The organism is Streptomyces lasiicapitis, assembly GCF_014646335.1.
Lineage (GTDB): Bacteria > Actinomycetota > Actinomycetes > Streptomycetales > Streptomycetaceae > Streptomyces > Streptomyces lasiicapitis.
The window spans coordinates 189,420-211,569 of record NZ_BMNG01000006.1; the positions used below are offsets into that span (position 1 = coordinate 189,420).

16 protein-coding genes are annotated in these 22,150 nt (G+C 73.4%); 7 read left to right on the forward strand and 9 right to left on the reverse strand.

Annotation, left to right across the window (positions count from 1 at the left end; translation table 11 throughout):
• Positions 1-39: 39 nt before the first annotated feature.
• The 3 genes from IEY91_RS14975 (at position 40) to IEY91_RS14985 (ending at position 6,639) form a co-directional block, all read left to right on the forward strand.
• Positions 40-1,449 carry an MFS transporter gene (locus IEY91_RS14975; protein WP_373287946.1) on the forward strand — a complete coding sequence of 470 codons (1,410 nt, stop codon included), beginning with the start codon at positions 40-42 and terminating at the stop codon, positions 1,447-1,449.
• A gap of 185 nt (positions 1,450-1,634) precedes the next feature.
• The gene (locus IEY91_RS14980; RefSeq protein WP_189174302.1) at positions 1,635-5,384 is read left to right on the forward strand and encodes a S8 family serine peptidase; all 3,750 of its coding nucleotides are present in this window, start codon (positions 1,635-1,637) and stop codon (positions 5,382-5,384) included.
• A 106-nt stretch (positions 5,385-5,490) separates the two neighbouring features.
• Positions 5,491-6,639 carry a hypothetical protein gene (locus IEY91_RS14985; RefSeq protein ID WP_189174303.1) on the forward strand — a complete coding sequence of 383 codons (1,149 nt, stop codon included), beginning with the start codon at positions 5,491-5,493 and terminating at the stop codon, positions 6,637-6,639.
• 29 nt (positions 6,640-6,668) lie between these two features.
• Here the strand turns inward: IEY91_RS14985 and IEY91_RS14990 are convergent, their stop codons facing one another.
• Positions 6,669-8,186 (reverse strand): acyl-CoA synthetase, encoded by a 1,518-nt coding sequence (locus IEY91_RS14990; RefSeq protein WP_189174304.1) that lies wholly within the window; start codon positions 8,184-8,186, stop codon positions 6,669-6,671.
• A 236-nt stretch (positions 8,187-8,422) separates the two neighbouring features.
• On the opposite strand from IEY91_RS14990, the gene IEY91_RS14995 reads away from it, so the two are divergent.
• Both IEY91_RS14995 and IEY91_RS15000 read left to right on the forward strand, forming a co-directional pair.
• Positions 8,423-10,843 carry a glycosyltransferase gene (locus IEY91_RS14995; protein ID WP_189174305.1) on the forward strand — a complete coding sequence of 807 codons (2,421 nt, stop codon included), beginning with the start codon at positions 8,423-8,425 and terminating at the stop codon, positions 10,841-10,843.
• Positions 10,840-12,138 carry an acyltransferase family protein gene (locus IEY91_RS15000; RefSeq protein WP_189174306.1) on the forward strand — a complete coding sequence of 433 codons (1,299 nt, stop codon included), beginning with the start codon at positions 10,840-10,842 and terminating at the stop codon, positions 12,136-12,138. Before IEY91_RS14995 ends, IEY91_RS15000 begins: the two co-directional genes overlap by 4 nt.
• Here the strand turns inward: IEY91_RS15000 and IEY91_RS15005 are convergent.
• Positions 12,105-13,334 (reverse strand): epoxide hydrolase family protein, encoded by a 1,230-nt coding sequence (locus IEY91_RS15005; protein WP_189174307.1) that lies wholly within the window; start codon positions 13,332-13,334, stop codon positions 12,105-12,107. The genes IEY91_RS15000 and IEY91_RS15005 overlap by 34 nt on opposite strands.
• Positions 13,335-13,397: 63 nt before the next feature.
• On the opposite strand from IEY91_RS15005, the gene IEY91_RS15010 reads away from it, so the two are divergent.
• Entirely contained in the window at positions 13,398-14,357 is a 960-nt protein-coding gene (locus tag IEY91_RS15010; RefSeq protein WP_189174308.1) for a helix-turn-helix transcriptional regulator, read from the forward strand.
• Here the strand turns inward: IEY91_RS15010 and IEY91_RS15015 are convergent.
• Positions 14,341-16,098, reverse strand: a complete 1,758-nt coding sequence (locus IEY91_RS15015; RefSeq protein WP_189174309.1) for a serine/threonine-protein kinase — start codon at positions 16,096-16,098, stop codon at positions 14,341-14,343. The genes IEY91_RS15010 and IEY91_RS15015 overlap by 17 nt on opposite strands.
• A gap of 147 nt (positions 16,099-16,245) precedes the next feature.
• Here IEY91_RS15015 and IEY91_RS15020 point away from each other — a divergent pair, with 147 nt between their 5' ends.
• A complete protein-coding gene (locus IEY91_RS15020; protein ID WP_506005021.1) occupies positions 16,246-17,133 on the forward strand; it encodes an ATP-grasp domain-containing protein in 888 nt (295 codons plus the stop codon).
• Between the two features lie 36 nt (positions 17,134-17,169).
• Here IEY91_RS15020 and IEY91_RS15025 read toward each other — a convergent pair whose 3' ends face one another.
• The 6 genes from IEY91_RS15025 to IEY91_RS15050 are packed head-to-tail and all read right to left on the reverse strand — an operon-like array spanning position 17,170 to position 22,047.
• Positions 17,170-17,805: a hypothetical protein gene (locus IEY91_RS15025; RefSeq protein ID WP_189174310.1), complete on the reverse strand. Its 636-nt coding sequence runs from the start codon at positions 17,803-17,805 to the stop codon at positions 17,170-17,172.
• Complete coding sequence (locus IEY91_RS15030) at positions 17,795-18,655, reverse strand: FkbM family methyltransferase (RefSeq protein ID WP_164325361.1); 861 nt, start codon at positions 18,653-18,655, stop codon at positions 17,795-17,797. Before IEY91_RS15030 ends, IEY91_RS15025 begins: the two co-directional genes overlap by 11 nt.
• Positions 18,652-18,915, reverse strand: coding sequence for a Trm112 family protein (locus IEY91_RS15035; protein ID WP_189174311.1), 264 nt, complete (start codon positions 18,913-18,915; stop codon positions 18,652-18,654). Before IEY91_RS15035 ends, IEY91_RS15030 begins: the two co-directional genes overlap by 4 nt.
• Positions 18,915-19,841, reverse strand: a complete 927-nt coding sequence (locus IEY91_RS15040; protein WP_189174486.1) for a hypothetical protein — start codon at positions 19,839-19,841, stop codon at positions 18,915-18,917. The genes IEY91_RS15035 and IEY91_RS15040 overlap by 1 nt, the downstream gene beginning before the upstream one ends.
• A gap of 14 nt (positions 19,842-19,855) precedes the next feature.
• Positions 19,856-20,614: a class I SAM-dependent methyltransferase gene (locus IEY91_RS15045; protein ID WP_189174312.1), complete on the reverse strand. Its 759-nt coding sequence runs from the start codon at positions 20,612-20,614 to the stop codon at positions 19,856-19,858.
• Positions 20,611-22,047 carry a condensation protein gene (locus tag IEY91_RS15050; protein WP_164325367.1) on the reverse strand — a complete coding sequence of 479 codons (1,437 nt, stop codon included), beginning with the start codon at positions 22,045-22,047 and terminating at the stop codon, positions 20,611-20,613. Before IEY91_RS15050 ends, IEY91_RS15045 begins: the two co-directional genes overlap by 4 nt.
• Positions 22,048-22,150: the final 103 nt, after the last annotated feature.

Sequence of the window (22,150 nt, forward strand, 5' to 3'; positions counted from 1 at the left end):
CCTCGGTGGCGGCCAACCCGCCGCCGGTTAGCATCCCTTGTGACACGAGCATCCGCGAAAGACACACCTGACGGACAGTCCGGGCAACCCGGGCGGTCCGACGAGGGCGAACCTCCCATAACATCCGGTGAGGGCGACCCCCTCGTAGCAGCCGACGCCACGCACTCCACCCCCAAGCGCCGCATACTCGCCGACCTGACCCCCCTGCGCACCTCCGCCGACTACCGGCGCCTCTGGGTCGGCAACACCATCTCCTGGGTCGGCCAGGCGATGACGGCGCTCGCGGTGTCGCTCCAGGTGTACGACATCACGCACTCCAGCTTCTCCGTCGGCCTGGTCGGCCTCTTCTCCCTCGTCCCGCTGGTCGTCTTCGGCCTGTACGGCGGCGCGATCGCCGACACCATGGACCGCCGCAAGCTCGGCCTGTACTCGTCGGCAGGGCTGTGCGCCCTGTCCTTCGCCCTCGCGGGCGCGGCCCTCATCGGCTACCACCACGTGTGGTTCCTGTACGGCGTGGTCGCGCTCCAGGCGACCTGCGGCGCGCTGAACTCCCCGGCGCGCACGTCGATGATCCCGCGCCTCCTCCCGCCCGAGCAGCTCCCCGCCGCGAACGCCCTGAACTCCATCACGACCACGTCCGGCGCGATGCTCGGCCCGATGCTGGGCGGCCTCCTCGTGGGTCTTTGGGGCTATCAGGCGGCGTACGTCATCGACGCGGTGGCGTTCACGGCGGCGCTGTACGCGATGTGGCGGCTGCCGTCGATGCGGCCCCTGGCCGACGGCCCGGACGCGGAAGGGGCGAAGGCGGTGGGAACGGGTCCCGCCGACAAGCGGCAACGTGCCTCCGTCATCGACGGCCTCCGCTTCCTCGCCACCCGCCCCAACATCCGCATGACCTTCTTCACCGACCTGTGCGCGATGGTGCTCGCGCACCCGCGGGCGCTGTTCCCGGCGATCGCCGTGGTCTGGTACGGCGGCGACGCGAAGACGGCGGGCCTGCTCGCGGCGGCGCCCGCGGTGGGCGCGCTGCTCGGCGGGGTGTTCTCCGGCTGGCTGGGCCGCGTGCACCGGCACGGGCTCGCCATCGCGCTCTCGGTGGCGGGCTGGGGCACGGCCGTCGCCGTCTTCGGCCTCACCCGCAACCTCTGGCTCGGCCTGGTCTTCCTCGCCCTCGCCGGGTGCGCGGACACCATCTCGATGGTCTTCCGCAGCACGATGCTCCAGGCGGCCACACCGGACGCGATGCGCGGACGCCTCCAGGGCGTGTTCATCGTGGTCGTCGCGGGCGGCCCCCGCGCCGGCGACTTCCTGGCCGGCACCGTCGGCGACCTCGCCTCGCCCCGAGCGGCCATCATCGGCGGCGGCGTCGCCTGCGTGGTGGCGGTGGGGCTCCTGGTGACCCGGTCACGGACGTTCCTGCGCTACGACGCGCGCGATCCGCAGCCCTGACGGAGCCGAAGGCGCGCGAGCCGGTGCCGAAGGCCTCCGTGCGCGCCCCGCCGACCTGGCGGAAAGCCGCCCTGGCAGCTTCCCGCCAGTCCGTGGCAACTCTCCCGCAACACCACGCGACCGACACTTCTTCGCAGCACCCGGGACCACCCCCCACCCGGAGCCCACGAAGAGAGGCCGCGTTGATGCCGAGACCCCGAAGCGCCCCCCGAGGCCGTCGCAGAGCCCGACTCAGAATCCTGCCGGCCGGGCTCGCCCTGACCCTGATCCCGGCCGGACTCACCGTGACCGCGACGGCCGCCACCCCCGGCGAAGGCCCGGCCCAACAGGCCGCGGGCGCACGGCAGTCCACGGTGCGCACCGTCACCCTCGTCACCGGCGACAAGGTCACCGTCACCCCGCTCGGCCGCGGCAGGCAGACCGTCACCGTGGAGCGCCCGCCCGGCGCGAGCGGCGCCGTGCGCACCTCCGTGGCCGACGGCCGCATCACCGTCGTACCGGACGAGGCGCGCCCCTATCTGCGCGCGGGCGTCCTGGACAAGCGCCTGTTCGACGTGACCGAGTTGTCGCGGCTCGGCGGTGCCGGGGCGACGACGCCGCTGATCGTCACGTACGACAAGACCCGCGCCGGACGGGACGCCCGCACCCCGCGCGGCACCGACAAGGTCCGCTCGCTGCCGAGCGTGCGCGGCGCGGCCCTCAAGGCGGAGAAGGGCACGGCCTTCTGGCGGGATGTTACGAACACCGGCGCCAACTCACGTACACAGCAAGAGAGTTCGCGCTCCTTCGGCGGCGGCATCGGAAAGATCTGGCTCGACGGGCGCGTCGAGAAGGACATGGCCGAGAGCAACGCCCAGATCGGTACCCCCAAGGCCTGGGAGGCCGGGCTGACCGGCAAGGGGGTGAAGGTCGCCGTCCTCGACACCGGCGCCGACCTCACCCACCCCGACCTCAAGGACCGGACAGGCGACACCAAGAGCTTCATACCGGGGCAGGAAGTCGCCGACCGCGGCGGTCACGGCACCCATGTCGCCTCCACCGTCGGCGGCAGCGGCGCCGCGTCCGACGGCAAGGAGAAGGGGGTCGCGCCGGGCGCGGACCTCGCCGTCGGCAAGGTGCTCAGCGACGAGGGCTTCGGCAGCGAGTCGGAGATCATCGCGGGCATGGAGTGGGCTGCCAAGGACGTGGACGCCAAGATCGTGTCCATGAGCCTCGGTTCGTCGGAGGCGAGCGACGGCACCGATCCGATGGCCGCCGCTGTCAACTCTCTCTCCAAGGAGACCGGTGCGCTCTTCGTCGTCGCGGCGGGCAACACGGGGGCACAGTCGTCGATCGGTTCGCCCGGCGCCGCCGACTCCGCGCTGACCGTCGGCGCCGTCGACTCCGCCGACAAGGCCGCGTACTTCACCAGCCAGGGCCCGCGCTTCGGCGACAACGCCCTCAAGCCCGACCTGTCCGCCCCCGGCGTCGACATCCTCGCCGCCCGGTCCCAACTCACCTCCGGGCAGGGCTACTACACCTCCATGAGCGGTACGTCGATGGCGACCCCGCACATCGCGGGCGTCGCGGCCCTGCTCGCCGAGCGGCACCCCGGCTGGAGCGGGCAGCAGCTCAAGGACGCCCTGATGTCCAGCTCGCACGCGCTGGACGCGTCCGTGTACGAGCTCGGCGCCGGGCGCGTGGACGTGCCGTCGGCGATCGGCGCGCGGGTCACGGCCACGGGCGGCGCCGACTTCGGCTTCTACCGCTGGCCGTACGGCGACAACAAGCCGGTGAGCAGGACGGTGACGTACACCAACTCCTCGGCAGAGTCTGTGGAGTTGACGCTGGCTGCGCGCGGCGCGGCTGATGGTGTCGTCGCACTGGCCGACACCGAGCTCACCGTCCCCGCGCACGGCACCGCCTCCACTACCGTCACCGGCGACGGCGCGAAGGCTCCCGTCGGCGCCACCAGCGGCGCGATCGTGGCGAGCGCGGGCGGCAAGGAGGTCACGCGGACCGCGTTCGGCCTGGTCAAGGAGGAGGAGCGGTACACGCTCACCGTGAAGGTGAAGGACCGCGACGGGGCGGCGAGCCCCGCCGACCTGGTCGTGCAGCCGCTGAAGAAGGACGCGGACGCCTATCCGGCAGCGGTCGGCGCCTCCGGCGAGCTGAAGCTGCGCCTCGAGCCGGGCGGCTACGCCCTGTCGTCCTTCCTCGACGTGCGCGGCAGCCACGGCAAGGACTCGCTCGGCCTCGGCTTCCTCGCCGCGCCCGAGATCACCCTGGACCGGGATCGTGAAGTCACCCTGGACGCACGGAAGTTGAGGGAGATCGCGGCCGAGGTGCCGCGCAGTGCCGAGACCCGGCAGCTCGTCATGGAGTTCGACAGGACCGCGAACGGCTCCACCTACCAGGGCGCCGCGCAGGTGCCCGTGAAGTACGACAGCGTGTTCGCGGCGCCGACCGCCAAGGTGCGTGACGGCCGCTTCGAGTACCGCACCGTGTGGCGGCTCGGCAAGCCGCTCCTGGACGTCAAGGGCGTCGGCGAGGCTGTGGCCCAGCCCGGCAGCACGGTCGGGGAAGGCCGGTCCCGGCTGAAGCTGGTGGACGCGGGCGACGGCACCCCGGCCGCGTACGAAGGAAAGGACGTCAAGGGCAAGGCAGTTGTCGTACGCCGCACGGGCGCGGCGGGGCAGCCGACGCCCGGACAACTCGCGGACGCCGCACAGGACGCGGGCGCCAAGGCCCTGTTCGTGACGGACGACGTGCCGGGCCGGCTGAACGCGTGGTTCGGCACCGACGACAACGCGGACCGGCCGCTGCGGATCGCCACGGTCGACGCGGCGGACGGCGCCAAGCTGCGCGAGGACGCGCGGCGCGGCCGCTCGGTGGAGACGGAAGCGACGACCTACACGCCGTACGTGTACGACCTGGAGGACGGGCACACGGGCGCGATCCCCTCGCGCGACCTGACGTACGCGCCGAGCAAGCGTGAACTGGCCGTCGTCGACACGAAGTTCCACGCGCCGACGGGCCGGACCGAACCGGGCGGCGAGTTCCGCTACTCCCTCACCGACACCTTCAAGATCGGGCTCGGCTTCCCGGAGCGGATCTCCTACCCGGCGAAGCGGACCGACTACGTCGCCGCGGGCAAGGGCCGCCTCTGGCACGAGTCCGTGCGCTACGGCCCGGATTCGCTGGAGCAGCGCAGCGGTCTCGTCGACTACCGCGCGGGCAAGCACACCCCGCTCGACTGGTTCAGGCCCGTCTGGCGCCCCTGGCTCGGCACCGGGCTCGGCTGGGGGCAGCAGCGCAGCGGCGACAACCTGGACTTCAACGTGCCCGGCTGGGGCGACTCGGGCCCCGACCACACCGGCTTCGGCGACGTCTGGTCCGACGAGTCCATGACCCAGGAGACGTCGGTGTACGCCGACGGGAAGCTGGTCGACCGGCGCAAGAGTTCCGGCGCGTACGTCACCGGCGCCGACCCCGAGGAGCGCACCTACAAGGTCGTCACCGACACCGCCCTCGACGCCGACCGCTGGCGCCTGGCCACCGAGGCCCACTCCGAGTGGACCGTCCGCTCGGCCCGCACCCCCGAGGACCGCAAGACGTTCCTGCCCATGCTGAACCTGGGCTTCGACGTCGACACCGACCTCTCCGGTCAGGTGCGCGGCGGACACCGGCTGCCGATCGGTCTGTCCGCCGAGTACATCAAGGGCGCCGTGGGGACCGGCGTGATCGGTTCCGCCCGGCTTGAGGTGTCGTACGACGACGGCAAGACGTGGTCGTCGGTGCGGCTGAAGCGGGGCTCGTCCGGTGAACTGGCTGCCTGGCGTGGCGAGTTGAGGGTTCCGCGCGACGCGGAGGCGATCTCGCTGCGGGCTTCGGTGGCGGACGACCGGGGCGGAGCGGTGAAGCAGGAGATTGTGCGGGGGGTGGGCGTGCGGTAGCCCCGGCGGGCGAACTTCACAGCCCAATTGGTCGATCACCTGTGCAGGCCTGCCGAGCCGCGACCGACTCGCGCCATGAGACGTGACGCGAGCGAGGGAGGCCTGCATGGGCACGAAGACCGGTGAGGCAGCAGAGGAGAGGTCCTCCCGTGGGGAAATGGGGCCGTGGGAGCAGAAGGAGGGTCTGCGGGCAAGGATCACCGAACTCGAGGCGATCCTGCACGCGGTCGCCAAGAGCGCGCTGCAGGACGACAGCCGGCGCGACATGGTGGAGAACTACTCGGGCAAGGCGTACGAGGAGCTCGAACGGGCCAGGCTCGCGCTCGCGCACACCGAGCACCCCCGCATGCGGCGGGCCGCACACCTCGGCGCCGCCCAGTCGCACGTCGACGCCGCCCTGAACCTCATGGTCTGGATGGCCTCGGGCGACGACATCAAGGCGTTGCTCCCGCAGATGCTCGCGCTCATCGAGGAGCACTTCTCGCCCGGTGACCGACGCCGTACCCGCGCCACGGAGATCGCGCGCAGCCTCCAGCACAATGGCGAGCTCACGCTCAGCGAACGCGCCTTCCTGGCCGAGACGGTCAGCCTCGCCCGGCGGCTGCTCCGGAGGGAGACCCTTCGTGTCCGCAGCTTCGTGTGGATCGTCATGTCGGTGACGGTGGGGCTGTCCTTCGTGGCGGTCGCGGTCGCGGTGATGACGTGCATCTGGGAGACCGCGGTCCCGCTCTGCTTCACTCCGGAGATCGCCCCGCAGGGGGGTTCCTCTTCGAGCGGCTTTCCGGGGGTTTCCTATCCGGTGCACGGCACGATGTTCAAGGTGGTCTGCCCGTCCTTCAGCAAGGACTTCCCGGCTGCACCGAGTGCCGGTGACATCATGGGCATCGCCCGAGCCCAGGACTACCTCGTCGTCGAGATCATCGGCGTGGTCTCCGCCTCCGTCGCCGCCGCCGCGACCCTGAGGCGGATCAGAGGCACCGCGCTGCCGTACAACGTGCCCGTCGCCCTCGCGCTCCTGAAGCTGCCCACCGGTGCCCTGACGGCCGCGCTCGGGCTGCTGCTCATGCGCGGCGGCTTCGTCCCGGGGCTCAGCGCGCTCGACTCGACGGCGCAGATCATCGCGTGGGCCGTCATCTTCGGGTACTCCCAGCAGCTGTTCACCAGGTTCGTGGACAGCCAGGGGCAAGCCGTTCTGGACTCCGTGCACGGTCCGAACAGCTTGCCCGCGGCGCCCACTTCGGAGGCGAGGCCCTGACGTGACGGGCGGCCGGAGGGGCCCCGCCGCTACGGCGTGTCCGCGCCCAGCGCCCGCTTCAGGACCTTCCCCATGTCGTTGCGCGGCAGCGCCTCCACCAGGTGCAGGACGCGGGGCCGCTTGTGCGGGGCCAGGCGGGTCGCGACGTGGGTGGCGAGGTCGTCGAGGGCGGGGGGAAGGGCGGGGTCGGCGGGGGCGATCCAGGCGACGACGCGCTCGCCGAGGTCGGGGTCGGGTTCGCCGGTGACCGCGGCCTCGCGGACCGCGGGGTGTTCGAGGAGGGCGTTCTCGATCTCGCCGGCGCCGATCTTGTAGCCGCCGCTCTTGATGAGGTCGGTGGCCTTGCGGCCGACGATGCGTACGTAGCCGTCGGCGTCGCGCACCGCCATGTCGCCGGTGCGGAACCAGCCGCCGTCGGCGAAGGCGGCCTCCGTCGCGTCGGGGCGGTTGAGGTAGGAGGAGAAGAGGTTCGGGCCGCGCACCTGGATCTCGCCGACCGCCTCCGGGCCCGCGTCCGGCGCGATCTCGCCCTCCGCCTCGTCGACCAGGCGGAGTTCGACCCCGGGCAGGGGCACGCCGACGGTGCCCGCGCGGGGTTCGCCGTCCGCGCGGACGCTGGTGTTCATCAGGGTCTCCGTCATGCCGTACCGCTCGACGACGCGGCGTCCCGTCGCGGACGCGATCCGCTCGTGGTCGTGCACCGGCAGCGCCGCCGAACCCGACACGAGGAGTCGCGCGCCCGCGAGGGCCTTCACCAGCTCGGGCTCGTCGGGCAGCGCCTCCGCGACCCGGTGGTACATCGTCGGCACCCCGAACAGCATCGTCCCGCCCGCGGCCAGCTCGCGCGCCACGCCCTGCGTGCTGAACCTGCCCAGGTGCCGCACCGCGCCGCCGCGCCGCAGCGGGCCCAGGATGCCGAGGATCAGGCCGTGGACGTGGAAAAGGGGGAGCGCGTGCACCAGGACGTCGTCCGCGGTCCACTGCCAGGCGTCCTCAAGCGCGTCGAGCGTCGAGGAGATCGCCCGGCGCGGCAGGACGGCGCCCTTGGGCGGGCCCGTGGTGCCGGAGGTGTAGACGATCAGGGCGGGGGAGGAGGGGTCGAGGGTGTGGGCGGGGAGCGCGGCGGCCGGGCTCACGCCGTCCGCGGAGGCCCCGGCGCCCGCCGCGTCCACCGCGCCCGCCGCAGGCGCCCTCACATCCACCCGCCCCAGCCCCTCAAGCACCCCGGGCAACCGCTCCCCGGCCCCCGCCAGCACCAGCGAAGGCTCGCTGTCCGCCACGATGTGCCCCAGCTCACCCTCCCCCGACTTCGGGTTGAGCGGCACCGCGGGCACGCCCGCGACGAGCGCCGCGACGACGCCCACCGCCGTCTCCAGCGTCGGCGTCGCCCACACGGCCACGCGCGTCGCGCCCGCCGCGGTGAGACGGGACGCCAGCGCGCCGGCCGTCGCGGCCAGTTCCGCGTACGTCACCACGCGGTCGCCGAACTGCAGGGCGGGGGCGGGGCCCGGCGAGGTCAGGGCGGGGAAGAGAGGCTCGGAATCCACGGGTCGTACTCCTCAGTGTGTGCACGGCGACTTAATGAGAGCGTTACGCCGCTGAAGGTGCGGTGTCACAGTGATCGTTGAGGCTGAAGCGGCCGTTTGTCCCTGATTTCAGGGGTTGTTCGGTGATGAACAAGTCAACAGCCAGTAACCGACAGTCATTGGCCGAATCGGTCGGTCGTCGGCCGAGTCGGTTCAACCGGTCCTCCCCCACAATCCGAACAGGATGGGACCAACACTTGCTCACCTCGCACCTCTCACCCTCATCATCAGCTTCGCCATCCTCTTCCATAGGCCGCGTCCTCGCCATAGGCGCCCCCGGCCCCGACCGCGAACAGCTCACCAGAGCCCTCGAATCCACGGGATACGAGGTCGACCACGCCGTCCCCGGCGACGTACACCCCCACATCCGCCAGGCTCCGCCGGACGCCATCGTCGCGCTCGACGACGGGCCCGGCGGGCGTCGCTGCGGGGGCGAGGTCATCACGGAGGTGCGGTCCGAACCGGCCGGGCAGGCGCTGCCGCTCGTGATGGTCGGCACTGCGGCACGCGAGCCCGCAGCCGTCGCCGACCTGCTGCGCCGCGGCGCCGACGACTGCCTGCCCAGCGGCTGCGCGCCCGTCGAACTCTCGGCGCGCATCGCGGCCAAGCTGCACCGCGTCCCCGTACCCGTCGACCAACTCCTCCGCGACCCGCGCACCGGGCTCTACTCCGGGCCCCACTTCATGGACGAGCTCGACCGTGAGCTGCGCCGGCCCCCGGCCGCGCGGCGTGGCGGCGTCCTCGCCGTCGTCGGGGTCGCCGAGATGCCCGCCCTGGAGAAGCGGCTCGGGCCGCGCGTGCACCGGGAGGTCGCCGAGCGCCTCGCCCAGGTGGCCGAGAGGCTGGGCAGCGTCTGCGACCGGCTCGGCTGGGACGACGACGGGCATCTGCTCGTCCTGATGCCCGGCGTCGACGAGGAGACCGCCACGCGCGGCCTCGCCTCGTTCGCGGCCTCCGTCGCGGGCACCCGCTTCGTCGTCGCGGACGAGAACGTACGCCTCACGCCCGCGATCGGCTTCACCCCGCTCGACGCGTACGAGAGTTCCGCGCCGCAGCCGCAGTCCCCGACGCAGCCTCGTACGCAGCCGCCGGCGCGGGAAGCCGCCCCCGGTCACGACGAAGCCGCCCGCCGCGCCCGCGAAGCCATCGACGAGGCGCTGCGCCACCGCGATCTGCGCCCGGTGCGCTGGGAGCCGTGGATGCGGGCGAAGGCGGCCGACGGGCCCCGGCACGCCCGCGCCCGCGTGGGCCTGAGCACCCTGCGGTCCGCGCTCACCCCGCTCCTGTCGCCCGTGCTGATGCTGCTGCTCGGCGTGGGCGTGCCGTTCCTGCTGTACCAGCAGGCGTACGACCAACTGGGCTGGGACGTGGCCGCGTACGCCTACTGGGTCGTGGTCGCCGGGCTCGTCGCGTCGGCGCTGCTCATCGTCCTGGAGTGCTTCTTCTCGCTGGACGCCGAGCCACGGCCGAAGGCCGCCGCGCAGCCGTATCCGGCGGCGAGCGCGGTCATCGCGGCGTATCTCCCGAACGAGGCGGCGACGATCGTCGACACCGTCGAGTCCTTTCTGCGCCTGGAGTACCCGGGCGAGTTGGAGATCGTCCTCGCGTACAACACCCCGCACCCGCTGCCCGTGGAGGACACCCTGCGCGAGGTGGCGCGCCGCGACCCGCGTCTGGTGCTGCTGCCCGTCGCGGGCTCCACGTCCAAGGCGCAGAACCTGAACGCCGCCGTGACGCGGGTGCGCGGCGAGTTCGTGGGCGTCTTCGACGCCGACCACCACCCGGCGCCGGACGCGTTCCGGCACGCCTGGGACTGGCTGTCCCACGGGTATGACGTCGTGCAGGGGCACTGCGTGGTGCGCAACGGCGACAGTTCGTGGGTCGCGCGCATGGTGGCCGTCGAGTTCGAGGCCATCTACGCCGTGAGTCATCCGGGCCGCACCCGGCTCTACGGATTCGGGGTGTTCGGCGGCTCCAACGGCTTCTGGCGCACGGACGTCCTCGCCCGCACCCGGATGCACGGCTCCATGCTGACCGAGGACATCGACTCCACGATGCGGGCCCTCGGCGCGGGCGCGCGCATCGCCATGGACCGCACCCTCATCTCGCGCGAGCTGGCCCCGACGATGCTGCGGCCCCTGTGGAACCAGCGCTCCCGCTGGGCGCAGGGCTGGCTCCAGGTGTCGCTGCGGCATCTGCGCGCGGCCCTGCGGTCGGACCGGTTCACGGGCCGTCAGAAGACCGGCCTGTTCGTGCTGTTGGGGTGGCGCGAGGTGCAGCCCTGGCTCACGCTCCAGATCCTGCCGGTGCTGCTGCACGCCGCTTGGCGCGCCGGCGGCGCGGACAAGCTGGACTGGGCGGTGCCGGTGTGCCTGATGGCCGCGGCGGTGACGATGTCCGCCGGGGTGGTGCAGGCCGCCTTCGCGTGGCGGCTCGCGGTGCCCGAACTGCGGCGCAAGAAGGCCTGGTTCTGGCGGTACTTGCTGGTGACCACGGTCTTCTACACCCACTTCAAGAACCTCGTGGCCCGGCAGGCGCATCTCAAGGAGGCGTTGGGCGAGCGGCAGTGGCGGGTCACCCCGCGCGCGGCCGCGACGGCGGACGCGGAGGCCTCGTGAGTACGGCCGTCGAACCCTCTGAGGGGACCACGCTCACCAAGGAGCACCCGCTCCCCGCCGAGCCCGTCCCCGGGCCCCGCACCCACAAGCCCGCCCGCGCCCGAGCCGTCGAACTCCAGGGCTTCCGCGGCCTCGCCGCCCTCAGCACCGTCGTGTTCCACGTGTGGCAGCAGTACTACACGTACGACGCGGCAGGGGCGCACCCGCCCGTCGACAACCCCTACCTCGGCGCGCTGATCTCCCTCGAGGTCATCGACCTGTTCTTCGTGATGTCGGCGTATCTGCTGACGCTGTCGTACGCCAGAGCCGCCATCGACGGGCCGGCGGCGGGCGGGAGCGGGGTGCGGTCCGGCCGCGACTTCCTCTTCCGGCGTGCCGTCCGCATCCTGCCGCTGTACTTCCTGGCGGTGCTCGTCGTCTGGTCGAGCCGTAACCCGACGCTGCCCGGCGACTGGCGCGACCTGGTCGGCCACCTCACCTTCACGCACGTCCTCGACCGCGAGCGCATCTTCTACACGCTCGGCCCCACCTGGTCGCTCTCCCTCGAAGTCGCCTTCTACCTGGCCCTGGTGGCCCTCGGGCCGCTCGCGATCCGGGCCTGCGCGCGCCTGGCCACGCGGCGGGCGCGGGTGGCGCTGTGCCTGTCGGGCTGCGCGGCGCTGTTCGCGGCGCCGGTGCTGTGGATCTCGTACGCGCACTACGCACTGGACGTGCCGTACACCGACTGGCCCGTGTACTTCGGCCCGCAGGCCCGCTTCGGCGGGTTCGCGGCGGGCATGGCGCTCGCCGTGCTGCTCGTGGCGCTGGGGGAGCGGGGGCGGGTGGACGCCCGGGTCGCGACGACGCTGTCGCTCGCCGCGCTCGGCGGCCTGTACGCCCTGTCGTACACCGCCGACCCGGAGAACGTCCCGCACACCTACTACCACCCGCTGGCCGCGCTGCTGTGGTTCGTGCTGCTCCTCGCGACTCTCCACCTGCGCGAACGGGACGGCCGCCGGGTCCGGTGGCACGGGCTGCTGCGGGCACGCTGGGTGACCGGCGTCGGCCTCATCAGCTACAGCCTCTACATCTGGCACGAGCCGGTCATGCTGGAGCTGGACAAGTGGGGGCTGCTGCCGCGCGGCCAACTCGGCTTCGCTGTCGGGACGTTGACCGTCGTCGCGGTCGCCGCCGTCGTGGGCGCCGCGAGCTACTGGCTGATCGAGTACCCGGCGGCGCTGCTCGGGCGGGCCCGGGACGCGCGGGGGGCGCCGCGCGAGTTCTATCCGGAGACCGGGGGTGATACGGCGCGCTGACCGTCCCGTACCCCCGCGAAGAACGTCCGCACGTCCTCGACAAGCAGCTCCGGCGCCTCCAGCGCGGCGAAGTGGCCGCCCCTGTCGTAATCCGCCCAGTGCACCACGTTGTTGATCTTCTCCTCGTCGCGCCGGAGCGCGATGTCCTGGACCGTGAACTGGGCGATGCCGAGCGGCACGGGGGAGGGGGCGGGCTCGCCCCAGGCCCGCGCCTCCTCGTAGTACAGGGCGGCCGAGGAGCCCGCGGTGCCGGTGAGCCAGTAGAGGGTCACGTCCGTGAGGAGCGCGTCGCGGTCGACGGCCTCGTGCGGGAGGTCGTGGGCGAGGTCGGTCATGTCCCGGAACTTGTCGACGATCCAGGCGAGTTGGCCGACGGGTGAGTCCGTCAGGCCGTAGGCGAGGGTCTGCGGCCGGGTGGACTGGATGGCGAGGTAGCCGCCCGCCTCGTTCATGAACGCGTTCATGCGCCGCACCCGGGCCCGCTCGCGCTCAGTGAGCGTGGGATCGTCCTCGGCGGCGCTCGGATACGTGGTGCCGCCGTTGACGTGCACGCCGACGACGCGGTCCGGGGCGAGGGCACCGAGCGCGCGCGAGATCCCGCTGCCGAAGTCGCCGCCCTGCGCGCCGTACGTGTCGTAGCCGAGCCTGCGCATCAGCTCCGCCCACGCGGCGGCGATCCGCGCCGTCGACCAGCCGGCGTCGCCCGTCGGCCCGGAGAAGCCGAAGCCCGGGATGGACGGGATCACCAGATGGAAGTCGCGGGACAGCGGCTCGATCAGCTCCAGGAACTCCACGACGGAGCCGGGCCAGCCGTGGGTGAGGATCAGCGGCAGCGCGTCGGGGTGCGCGGACCGCACATGGAGGAAGTGCACGGTCTGCCCGTCGATCTCCGTCAGGAACTGCGGGTGCGCGTTGAGGCGGGCCTCCCAGGCGCGCCAGTCGTACCCGTCGGCCCAGTACGCGGCCAGTTCCCTCAGATACGCGACGGGCACGCCCCGCGCCCACCCCTGCTCCGGCGCCTCGCTCGGCCAGCGCGTGCGCAGCAGCCGCTCGCGGAGGTCGTCGAGGTCGGCCTGGGGGACGGCGACGCGGAAGGGGCGGATGGCTTCGTCGGCCCCGGTCGTGACGTGGGCGGCGGTGGTGGTGGCGTGGGCGGTGGTGTCGGAAGCCTTCGAGGAGTGCTCGTTGATGTCCATGCAGACCACGCTAGGAGCCACCTAGGACTACTTCGGTCCTAACCGTGCGGCAGTCTGAGAGACATGCCGACAACCTCCGCACGCCTCCTCCGGCTGCTCTCCCTGCTCCAGACCCACCGCGACTGGTCGGGCGCCGAACTGGCCGGACGCCTCGACGTCACCACCCGCACCGTGCGCCGGGACGTGGAGCGACTGCGCGCACTCGGCTACCCCGTGCACGCGAGCGCCGGACTCGCCGGCTACCGGCTCGGCGCGGGCACGGACCTGCCGCCGCTGCTCCTGGACGACGAGGAGGCGGTGGCCGTGGCCGTGAGCCTGCGCGTCGCGGCCGGCGGCACCGTCGAGGGCATCGCCGAGACCTCGGTGCGCGCCCTCGCCAAGCTGGAACAGGTCCTGCCGTCCCGCCTGCGCCACCGCGTGCGGGCGCTCGGCAGCATGACGGTGCCGCTGGCCGACGGCGGACCCACGGTCGCGCCCGAGACGCTGACCGCGCTCGCCGCGGCCTGCCGCGACCACGAGGGCCTGCGCTTCGACTACCGCGCCCACGACGGCACCACGACCCGGCGCCGCGCAGACCCGCACCGCCTGGTCTCGTCCGGCCGCCGCTGGTACCTCGTCGCGTACGACACCGACCGCGCCGACTGGCGCACCTTCCGCGTCGACCGCATCACCCTGCGCACCCCGGGCGGCCCCCGCTTCACGCCCCGTACCCCGCCCGCCGCGGACCTCTCCGCCTACACGTCCCGCGGCCTGTCCACGTCCCCCTACCGCCACCGGGCCCGCATCACCGTGCACGCCCCCGCCGTCGACGTCGCCGATCGCATGTCTCCCGGCGCCGCCACGGTCGAACCCCTCACCGCGCGCACCTGCCGCCTCACCTGTGGCTCGGACTCGCTCGACGAACTGGCCCTCTGGGTGGGGCTGTTGGGGGTGCCGTTCGAGATCCATGAGCCGACGGAACTGGTCGATCACGTACGGGAGTTGGCCGAGCGGCTCGGTGGCAGTGTCAGGCGGTCCACCTGAACGACTTCAGGGCGCGGTCGAAGTACTGCTTGCCCTCGGCCTCGTTGGCCGCGGGCGCCGAGACCCACACGTCGTGCATCTTGCCGTTCTCGTTCCAGCTCAGGTCGTAGGTGACGCGGGGGCCGCCGTCCTCGGCGCCGCCGTTCCAGCGGAAGGTCCACAGGGCGGCGGGCCTGCCGTGGTGAGTGGTGCGGGTGACCGAACCGGCGTGGTAGCCGGGGTAGTTCGAAGGGCCCTTCTGGTGGGCCTCGCGCATCACCGACAGGGGGCCCTCGGGGGCCCGGGGCTGGGGGTGGACGCCGATGCGGAACTTCTTGCCCGGCGAGTAGTAGTAGACGCGGGGCGGTTCGGGGGAGCGGGTGAATCCCTCGGGGAGGGTGAGGGAGAAACCGGCCGGGTCGGGGAACTCGCGGTATCCGGCGGGGATCCCGTCCTTCGTCGCGTCGGGGGACTCGGTGCCGTTCGACGAGGGCTTCTTGCCGGGCCCTTCGGTGGGCTTCGATCCGGAGTCGGCCGACTTCCCGGGCTCGGGGGTCCCGCGGGGCCCGGTGTCCTGGCCGCCCGGGGACTTCTTCGCGGTGGGCTCCAGGTCCTTGAGGTCCGCGGCCTCCGTCGCCCCCTTGCCGTCGCGCCCGCCCGCGTCGTCCCCGTCGGATGCCGCCAGCCATATCCCCGTCGCCGTGCCTCCCGCCACCAGGGCGGCCACCAGGGCGCCGATCAGGACGGCTTTGCGGGAGCGGGGGCGCGAGCGTGGGGCGTGGCCGGAGGGCGGGTGGGGGTCGGGGACGGTTCCGGCCGGGGTGGGGGCCGCCTCGGCGGGGCTCGTGGTGGCGGGCGGGCCGGCGAGTGTCGCGGGCGTGGCCGGGGCGACCGGTGTCGCGGAGGCGGCCGCCGCAGCGGGTGGTGCGGGCTCGTTCAGCGCCGTACGCAGAGCCGCCTCCGCGCCGGACGACGTGAGCCGCCGCTCCGGATCGCGTTCCAGCAGGCCCCGGGCCACCGGCAGCAGCGGGCCCAGCTTGTCTTCGGGGAGGCGGATCTCGTCGAGGACCACCGCGTGCAGCACCCCCGCCACCGAGTCCCGGTGGAACGGTGACGTGCCCGCCACGGCCGTACACAGCAGCACCCCGAGCGACCACAGGTCGGACTCCGGGCCCGAGCGCCGCCCCGACATCCGCTCCGGCGCCGTGTACTCGGGCGAGCCCACGAACGCCCCGGTCTCCGTCAGTGTCGTCTGCCCCGCGACCTGCGCGATGCCGAAGTCGGACAGGACGACGCGGCCGGTCTCCGCCTCCAGGAGCACGTTCGCGGGCTTCAGGTCGCGGTGCAGCACCCCGGCCGTGTGCGCGGCCCGCAGCGCGGCGAGCAGCGCCAGGCCCACGCGGCCCGCCTCGGCCGAAGGCAGCGGCCCTCCGGCAGCCACCCGGTCGGCCAGCGACCACCCGTCGACCAGCTCCATCACCAGCCAGGGCCGCGCGGACTCCTCGGGGTGCCGGACCACGTCGTGCAGCACGAGGATGCCGGAATGCTTCACCTGCGCCACCGACCGGGCCTCGCGCAGCGTCCGCTCCTGCTGCCGCTCCGTCTCGTCCGCCGAAAGGCCGGCGTTCACGTGCAGTTCCTTGACGGCGACGGCACGGCCGAGCAGCTCGTCCCGGGCCCGCCACACCGTGCCCATGCCGCCCCGGCCGAGCCGCGTCTCGATGCGGTAGCGTCCGGCGACCAATTCCCCCGTGCTTGCCATGGGCGCATCATACGAACTCCCCTGAGCCGCGCGGACCTTGGGATTCGGCCTCCCCGGCCGCCACGGCATAACCGCTGGCCACCCCCGCCACGGCCGCGTTAGCCTGCGCCGAGCCCGACGTACGTATCCGCATGAGGAGAGCCGCCCGTGAGCACCGCCGCAGGCCCCGCCGTCGCCCTGGTCACCTGTGCCTCCCAGATGGCGGACGGGCGTGACCGTGATCTTCCGGAGCTGGTGCGGGCGCTCGGCGACGCCGGTGCGGCGGCGCGGGCCGTCGTCTGGGACGACCCGGCGGTCGACTGGGCCGCGTACGACCTGGTCGTGATCCGCTCGACGTGGGACTACACCCCGCGCGCCGCCGAGTACGTGGCCTGGGCCGAGCGCGTCGCCGCCGTCACCCGGCTCGCCAACCCGGCCGACGTCGTCCGCTGGAACACGGACAAGCGGTACCTGGGCGAGCTCGCCGCCGCGGACGTCCCCACGGTGCCGACCACCTACCTCACTCCGGACCACGTCGAACTCCCCGCCCAGCGCGCCGAGTTCGTCCTCAAGCCCACCGCAGGAGCGGGCGCCCGCCTCGCCGCCCGCTACCGCCCCGACGAGCACCCCGCCGCCCGCGCCCACCTCGCCCGCCTGCACGCCGACGGCCTCACCGCGATGCTCCAGCCGTACGCGCCCCACATCGACGAGACCGGCGAGCGCGCCCTGGTCTTCCTCGGCGGCCGCTTCCTGCACGCCATCCAGAAGGGCGCGGTCCTCGCGCCGGGCACCGCGTACGACGCCGAGAAGGTCTCCCACCCGGGTGTGCGGCCCTGGGCCCCCTCCGAGGCCGAACTCGACGTCGCCGCACGGGCGTTGGCCGCTATACCCGGCGACCCGGACCTGCTCTACGCCCGCGTGGACCTGGTCGACGGCGCCGACGGGCAGCCGCGCGTCATGGAGCTGGAACTGGTCGAGCCGAACCTGTTCCTCTGGGCCCACCCGGGCTCGGCTCCCGTGGTGGCCGAGGCGATCCTGAAGGCCGCGCTCGCGTAGGGCGCGTACACCCGCCTACGCCTCTTCGAGCGCCCCTCACCCCTCCGGAAACGACACCCGCTGCAACAACCCCCACGTGAACTCCGCCACGCAGTGCCGCCGTTCCCCCGTCTCCCCGTCCGGCGCCGTGAACGCGAGGCGCCACCGCGTAGGCGCTGTCCCCTCCATGGGCCGCGCGGGCGCGAAGGCGCGGGCCGCCTCGTCGACCGTGCAGGACCAGGGGGTGAGGTCGGCGAGGGAGCGAAGAGCGGGGCCCGGGGTGCCGGGGGCGCGGATCAGCCACTCGTTCCACACCGCGGCATTCGGTCCGAGCAGCACCTCGAAGCGCAGGTCTGGCCAGAGCGGCACCGGCCAGAGCAGCGCCTCGCACTCCAGGTCGCCGATCTTCCGGGGAATGCTCGCCTCGGGCTGTCCGAGCACCGAGCGGTAGCGGGAGACGGCCGCGCGGCCCTTGCGCGCGTGCAGCATCGCCTGCCAGCGGCGGTTGGCCTCGCGCATGTCGGCGAGGGAGGTCCCGAGCTCGCGCCGGGCGTCCTCGACGAGGCCCGGGTTGTGATCGGCCATGCGGCGCAGCAGGACGAGCTGGAAGTCCAGCGGCGTGAAGGGACCGGAGGGCGGCCCTGGGGGTCGGGACGAGCCGGAGCCGGGCCCGGCGGCGGAGCTAGCGGACATACGCCCCATGGTCCCGCACCGCGGGCCGGCCCGGACGCCGCCCGTCCGGCAGGAAGAGCACCGAGTTCACGTACCGCGGCCGCCGGGGCGTGAGCACCCGCCGCAGCAGCCCCTGCGAGACGACGTACGAGGTGGCGCGCTGGTGCGCCTCCAGGTCGAAGGAGTCCAGGGGCAGCCAGGTGTCCTCGGGCAGCACCCAGCCGCGGTAGCCGTGCGCGTGGGCGAGGTGGTCGACGACCGGGGTGATGGGCTGGATGCGGTACTCCAGCTCGACGAAGAGCGCGGGCCGGTCCCGGTCGAGGAGCTCGCGGGCGCCGTGCAGGACGGGCAGTTCGTTGCCGTCCACGTCGATCTTGATGAAGTGCACATCGCGCAGGCCGAGCCCGTCCAGGGTCAGGCACCGCACGTCCAGGGCGGTGGCGTGCACGTCGTCCCTGCGCACCAGCGAGGACACACCCCGGTCGCCCCGGTCGTCCCGCGGCAGCCACAGCCGCGCGGTGCCGTCGCGGTCGCCCGCCGCCGCCTGGATCACGCGTACGTTGCCGGGCGTGGCGGTCGCGAGCAGCCGCGCCAGGTGCGGCACCGGCTCGACGGTGATCACACGCCGCGCCCGCCCGGCGAGACGGCGCGACCAGGGCCCGTACCAGCCGCCGACGTCCACGGCGGTGCCGCAGCCGGGCGGGCAGAGATCGCCCAGGCGGGCCAGCTCGGGCTCGAAGCGCGGATAGACGGCGCGGGCCAGGGCGGCCACGGCACGCGTGGGCAGCCGTGGCGCGACACGGGCGGCGAGGGTCTTCCTCGCGGGGGCGGCCGGTGCGCCACCCGCGCTGTTCTCCTCGCCCGCCGTCACGTCGAGGTCCGCTTCAGGAGACGCTCGTGCTCATCCTCCGTGACCTGCTCCCCGGAGGACGGCAGGAGCTGCGGGATGCCGTCGACGATCGGGTAGCGGCGGTGCAGGCGCGGGTTGTAGAGGGACTGCTCCGGCGCGGGGGCCGGCTCGGCCGCCTCGGCCGCCTCGTCAAGGAGGACCTCGTCGGGTTCCAGGAGGACGAGGGGACCCTTGTCCAGCGGGCAGGCGAGGATCTTCAGCAGTGGGTCATCGGCGTTCATCAGGGCATCAGCTCCTTGGGAGGCAGGGTCGGTTCGGCGGGCGCGGCGGGCGCCGGGGGGTCGTGCTTGGGCATCATCAGGAGCACCGCCACCGCGAGCACCGTCCCCGAGACCCGCAGCGCGAGCCGCACCGGGTCGTCGGGCAGCGCCTCGCCGAACGCGAGCGTCCCGAGCACCGCGGTGAACAGCGACGTCACCGTCGTACACACAGGAACGATCAGCGACGCGCGGCACCGCTGGAGCGCGGCCTGCGACATGATCAGGCCGAACGCGCCGGTGAAGAGCAGGAGATAGGGGTACGGCGAGCGCAGCAGGTCGAGCAGGGCGCCGCCGAAGCCGTCGTGCCAGTCTGCGGGCAGATGGCTGGAGACGCCCTTGATGGCGAGGGAGCTGACGCCGTACAGGAGGCCCACCGCGACGCCGTACTCCACGCCCGTCGTGGGCTGGCGGTGTCTGCTGCGGCTGCGGCGCTCGGCCGATCCGTACAGCCACAGGCCGAGGGCGAGCGAGGGCAGGCAGACGGTGAGGACGAGCGGCGCGGGGGCGTCGCGGCCCACCGTGTCCGTGCCCTCCTTCAGGGAGAGCACGACCATCAGGAGCGCCACGAGGATCGCGCCGACCGCGTACCGCTCGCGGCCCGACGTGCGCTCGCCGAGCAGCTTCGCCGACAGGAGCAGGAGCAGCACGAGGCCGGAGACGAAGATGCCCTGCGCCGCCGCGATCGGCAGCGTCCGGTAGACGACGAGCTGCGCGCCGAAGCCCGCCGCGAGCGCCAGCGAACCGCCGATCCACAGCGGGCTGGAGATCACCTGGCGCAGCAGCTTGGCGGGATTGCGCACGCTGACCGACGGCATCGCGGTCAGGGCCCGCTTCTCCAGGACGAATCCGGTGCTGTAGAGCAGGTTCGCGAGCAGCGCCGCGGCCACACCCCACCACATGGCTACGCTTTCCGCGCGTGCAGCAGCAGGATCGAGGCGGCGCCCGGCACGGCGCACGCCAGTCGGTCCAGGGCACGCAGCGGCCGTGGCACGCCGTGGAAGGGCGCGCCCGCGAGCCGTACGACGTCGAAGCCGGACGCGGCCACGAACTCCCGCAGCGCGCGGGCGGTGTAGAGACGCAGATGGCCCACGACCTCGCGGCCCGGACGGCCGTGGATGCCGCGCAGGCTGACCTCGGAGAACACCGGCTGCACGCCCGCGAGCAGCAGCCCGCGGTTGTACCAGGCGGCGAGATTGGGCGTGGACAGCATCAGGTGGCCGCCGGGCCGCAGCACGCGGCGCAGCTCGTCGAGCGCGCTGTCGGGGTCCACGAGGTGCTCGATGACCTCGCTGAACAGGACCGCGTCCGCCGATCCGTCCGCGAACGGAAGGCCGCCGTCGGTGAGTTCGCCGCGTACGACGTGCGGCAGGTGGCCGCTCGCGCGGCGCAGCGCGTCCTGGGACCAGTCGACGCCGATGACGCGGTGCCCGGTGAGCAGCGGCGCGGCGACCCGGGCCGCGCTGCCGTCGCCGCAGCCGATGTCGAGGACGACGCCGCCGCCGGACGCCGCCGGACCGAGGGCGGCGGCGAGCATCCGGGCCTGGCGCAGGCTGCGGGCGTCGCCGGACGCGACGGGCACGTCCGGGTTCTCGTAGAAGTCCCGCAGCCCGTGCGGGCGTTGCTCTGCATTTGTACGAGGGGTGGTGCTGGTCGTGGTCATGAGCCGCTGTCCTCCGGGGTCGGGTGGAGGTTCTGCGTGGCGTGCAGATAGTGCTCGAAGAGGTCGCGCAGGTGGGCGCCGTCGCCGTGGCTGAGCAGCGTCCGGGACCAGCGCAGGGCCAGGTGCAGGCGGCCCGCGGTGGACGCGGTGGTCACGGTCAGGCCGCGCGGCATCCGGGCGGGCGCGGAGAACCACACGGCGTACGCGGCCCCGGCGTCCCCGAAGTCAAGGGCGTACGGCACCCGGCCGATGTTGCTGAGCAGCGTCGTGGACGTCCACGGGGCGGCGGCCCTGCGCAGGCCGCGGGTGACGGCGGCGCGCATCGTCACCGGCAGCACCGGCGCGGTGAGCAGCGCGGCACCGTGGCCGAGCTGCGGGCGCGACAGGGCCTTGAGGGCGCGGGTGCGGTCGGAGGTGCGGCGCAGCAGGGCGTGGATCTCCTCGGGGGTCAGGTCCCCCGGGCCCGAACGTCCTGTGGCGGCATCCGGCCCCAACTCGCCCGCCCCGAACGGTACTTCCACAAGCCGGGTGCCGTTCCCGATGGGCATCGTCATGTCGCGCGGCCGGTCGTCGACGGGCATGGTGATGCGCAACGGGCGCGGCCTGGAGCCGTGTTCGCGGTTCCAGTGCGCGATCATCAGCGCGGTCGCCACCATCAGCTGGTCGTTGACGGTGTACGGCGCGCCCTTGGGGCGGCGCGGCACCGGCAGGTCGGCGACGAGCATGCCGTTGCCCGGAATGGGGTCTCCCCTGCTCGAGCGAAGCCGAGAGCTTGGGGAAGGGGCGGGGGTGCCGTGGGCGACGCGGGCCGGGGCGGCCCACGGCGACGGCAGGCCGGACGGCGCCTGATCGGGGCCGCCCTCGCCGTTCGCCGCCACGGGAGTACGGGTCGGGGGCGCCGCGGGCGCGTTGTCCCGGCCGCCGTACAGCTCGGCCGCCGTCGCGAGCACGCGCAGGCACGCCGGGCCGTCGAGGGCGGTGTGGTTGATGGTCAGGAAAAGCACGCTGGATTCGCCGCCCGCCTCCGGGTCGGCGACGACCTCCAGGCGGATCGGCGGGGACGCGGTGAGCGGCGGCGCGTCGCACAGGGCGCGCTCGCGCGCCCGCTTCAGCGCGTCCGGCTCGGCCGCCGGGAACGTGACCACCTCCACGTCCGGCGCCTCGGTGAGCTCCCACTCGTAGCGGCGCCGGTACCAGGCGCCGCGCGCCTCCCGCATGAGGATGCGCGGGTGGCTGCGCAGCGCATCTCCGAACGCCGTCTTCAGGCGCTCGGGGTCCGGCGTGCCCGGCAGGTGCACCTCGATGTGGACGGTCTCCGGCTCCTGCTCCTGCAGGCAGTGCCGGGCGACTTCGTCGACGACGGGGAACGGCACCCGGCGCGGCGGCCGGCCGGGGCCGTCCGCACGCCGTGCCGGGTGTTCCAGGGCGGTCATGGTGCGCTGTCCTCTCCCGTGCGTGGGCCCTTCCCCGGGCGGGTGCCCCGTCGGGGGCGGGTGCCCTCGTTGGTGGGGGTGCTTTGTGCCGGGGTGGAGTCCT

Bases quoted from the DNA above. Each gene is read 5' to 3' on its own strand.
- IEY91_RS15015 (WP_189174309.1), bottom strand. From the start codon at position 16,098: ATGGCAAGCACGGGGGAATTGGTCGCCGGACGCTACCGCATCGAGACG.
- IEY91_RS15010 (WP_189174308.1), top strand. From the start codon at position 13,398: ATGCCGACAACCTCCGCACGCCTCCTCCGGCTGCTCTCCCTGCTCCAG.
- IEY91_RS14980 (WP_189174302.1), top strand. From the start codon at position 1,635: ATGCCGAGACCCCGAAGCGCCCCCCGAGGCCGTCGCAGAGCCCGACTC.
- IEY91_RS15050 (WP_164325367.1), bottom strand. From the start codon at position 22,047: ATGACCGCCCTGGAACACCCGGCACGGCGTGCGGACGGCCCCGGCCGG.
- IEY91_RS14985 (WP_189174303.1), top strand. From the start codon at position 5,491: ATGGGCACGAAGACCGGTGAGGCAGCAGAGGAGAGGTCCTCCCGTGGG.
- IEY91_RS15025 (WP_189174310.1), bottom strand. From the start codon at position 17,805: ATGTCCGCTAGCTCCGCCGCCGGGCCCGGCTCCGGCTCGTCCCGACCC.
- IEY91_RS15035 (WP_189174311.1), bottom strand. From the start codon at position 18,915: ATGAACGCCGATGACCCACTGCTGAAGATCCTCGCCTGCCCGCTGGAC.
- IEY91_RS15005 (WP_189174307.1), bottom strand. From the start codon at position 13,334: ATGGACATCAACGAGCACTCCTCGAAGGCTTCCGACACCACCGCCCAC.
- IEY91_RS15045 (WP_189174312.1), bottom strand. From the start codon at position 20,614: ATGACCACGACCAGCACCACCCCTCGTACAAATGCAGAGCAACGCCCG.